The sequence below is a fragment of the Stenotrophomonas sp. 05L44_2 genome, assembly GCF_056665995.1.
Window position 1 is genome coordinate 1 of record NZ_JBFTNR010000644.1, and the last position, 2,400, is coordinate 2,400.

A 2,400-nucleotide genomic window follows, 5' to 3' on the forward strand; every position below is an offset into this window, starting at 1 on the left:
GCGATGACGGGTCTCAGAATCAGACTCAGCGACAGCGAAGCGCCTCGGCTTGCGGTCGGCTATCACAGCGACAACCCGATGCCGACCACGCCGATGCCACAGCTGCCGTGGGGCGCCTCCGGGAACGTGAAGGCAACTGTCCCGGAAATGGTGAAGTACCTCAGGTTCCAGCTGGCCAACGGGCCGGTGGTAAAGGAGTCGCATCGCCCTCTGGTCACGTTCGATTCGGAGTTCAGCATCGGCTACTTCTGGAATATCGTTTCCGGTGACCAGCTGAAGGGCGTCTACCATGCGCATCATGGTGGCGTACCGCGGTCGCAGTGCTACATCTACATCGTGCCCAAGTACGATCTTGGCATCTTCATCATCACCAACCAAAGCGGCGACCAGACGGCGCGCGCCATGGAGGCTGCGATCGATACGCTGGTCGAAAGAATCGCCGCGCGGGAAGCTCTCGCTGGTAATGATGTTTCCCGATAGAGAGGGTGTTTCCCAGCTGTCCGGTGTGGTGCCGAACAGTGTTGGCGCCCCAGGCAGGAGCATTGCGCGTTGATCACCCGTACGTTGAACAGGATTCTACTGCTCGCAGGCTTGGGGCTTGTCATTGCGCCGAACGCCCCGGCAGCAGAATCGATCCGCACCCCCGTTCCCAGGCAGGATGAAATCGATCAGGCGCTGGCACTTGTGTCCTGCAAGGCGGATCGCACCGCATTCCGGGCGTTGGCCCATCAATTGCGTGACATCGCAACCGGCGGGAAGCCATCGGCCGGCTGGCAGCCGATCACCGGCACGGGTGGGGGTTACAGCAATGCATTGGGCGACATACCCGGCGTTGTCGCGGAAATGAAGCTTCCAGCACCGGCTCTGGTCTTCGGTCATCCGTCCACGCGGCTGATACTGTCGCGCAGTTCCGTGGTGGCTGTCTTCGATGCAGACCTTGCTGCAGACCTCACCAAAGCGCTTTCCCTCGATGGGCCGGGGACGCAGGGCGAACCCGGAGGAATGCGGGTAGTCCAGTCAGCACCGGAAGCCCAGGGCGATGGCATCGAAGTGATGGCACTGGTGGCCCAGCGCATCGAGGCCGACCCGATGCCGATCGCCGTGGCCGGGTGTCTGTACTTCACCCGGTGAAGTGCGCGACGTTCTCATGGACGGGGGGCCTTCCTGGTTCCCGATCTTCGCGCCGGGGCGGTGAACAGAGGGATTCGAGGGCGCGAACCAATCTCGAAATCCTGCGCACGTACGGGCTGTTCGATCCGCAGGAATGCCAGGCTCGCCCTGCGCGGTGAACACTAAACGTTTCGGCGCGTCCCGGTTTCAGTCGTGGTTTCCATCCCTTCGTCGGYCACCACGGGAATTGGTCGCGCGTCCATCAGCARTGTCGATGCGTTTKGCTAGGCTGGATCGATCGACCMCAAGGATGAATGCTTTCGATGAATCGCTGGCTCTTTCTGCTGCTTGCCGCGCTCCCGTTCGCTGCCGGGGCCATCGTCATCCGTGATGATGTCGAAGATGGCAGGTACCGCATCGAACGATCTGACTTCCCGGCGCTGGCGGACATGCCGGGAGAGGGGCACGGCGTTCTCATCGCCCCGCGTTGGGTGCTGACCGCAGCGCATGCAGCGCCGATGGAAGGGATGGGAGCAACGATCGCGATCAATGGCAACGCGTATGGCGTTGAACGCGTGTTCCTGCATCCCGGCTACCGGAGGATGCCCGAGGCCTTGGGCAAGGAGGCGATGGCAACAGGAAGTCCTTCCCGGATCCATGCCTTCCTGGCGGCCTCGGATGACATCGCGCTGATCAAGCTTGCCGCGCCGGTGACCGATGCCACGCCCGTGGCGCTGTATCGTGGTTCAGCAGAGGTCACGCAGGTCGCCGTCCTGATGGGGAAGGGCGCCACCGGCAACGGTGCGGTTGGCCAGTTGCCGGATGCGCCGCACCGTACATCCCTGCGGCGGGCCCACAACACGATTACCGGCGGCAATCAGCGGTATCTCTGGTACCGGTTCGATCCGCCGCCGCAGGGCCTGCCGCTTGAGGGCGTACTGGGAAGTGGAGACAGCGGTGGTCCGCTTGTGGTCAACGACCACGGCACCTGGCAATTGGTGGGACTGGGGTCCTGGATCACGGCCGTACCCGAGCATGCCCTTGAAGCGGGCTTCTATGGCCAGATGGTCCACAACGTTCGCGTGTCACGCTACGTCGACTGGATCGAGGCCGTCATGCGGCAGGGGGACGATAGCCTGCCGCCCAGTAAAACCGGACGCGCCAATGGCTCACTTGGAAATGGACGTCCGTAACAGGTTCGATCGTGAAATCCCGCACAAACTGGTCTGAAGCGGAGCGCGCGCAGATGTGCCGCGCTCAGCGCTCAGCGCCCAGCGCATGTCGCTGAGG

The 2,400-nt window shown here is 62.9% G+C and carries 3 protein-coding genes; all 3 read left to right on the top strand.

Features of this window, described 5'->3' with window-relative positions; all coding sequences use genetic code 11:
* A partial coding sequence (locus tag AC1VAN_RS18650) for a serine hydrolase domain-containing protein (protein WP_480986424.1) occupies window positions 1-480 on the top strand: 480 nt, incomplete at its 5' end.
* 69 nt (window positions 481-549) lie between these two features.
* Window positions 550-1,131 carry a hypothetical protein gene (locus tag AC1VAN_RS18655; RefSeq protein WP_442251102.1) on the top strand — a complete coding sequence of 194 codons (582 nt, stop codon included), beginning with the start codon at window positions 550-552 and terminating at the stop codon, window positions 1,129-1,131.
* Window positions 1,132-1,433: 302 nt separating this feature from the next.
* The gene (locus tag AC1VAN_RS18660) at window positions 1,434-2,303 is read left to right on the top strand and encodes a S1 family peptidase (RefSeq protein WP_313113638.1); all 870 of its coding nucleotides are present in this window, start codon (window positions 1,434-1,436) and stop codon (window positions 2,301-2,303) included.
* Window positions 2,304-2,400 lie beyond the last annotated feature (97 nt).

Bases quoted from the DNA above. Each gene is read 5' to 3' on its own strand.
- AC1VAN_RS18660 (WP_313113638.1), top strand. From the start codon at position 1,434: ATGAATCGCTGGCTCTTTCTGCTGCTTGCCGCGCTCCCGTTCGCTGCC.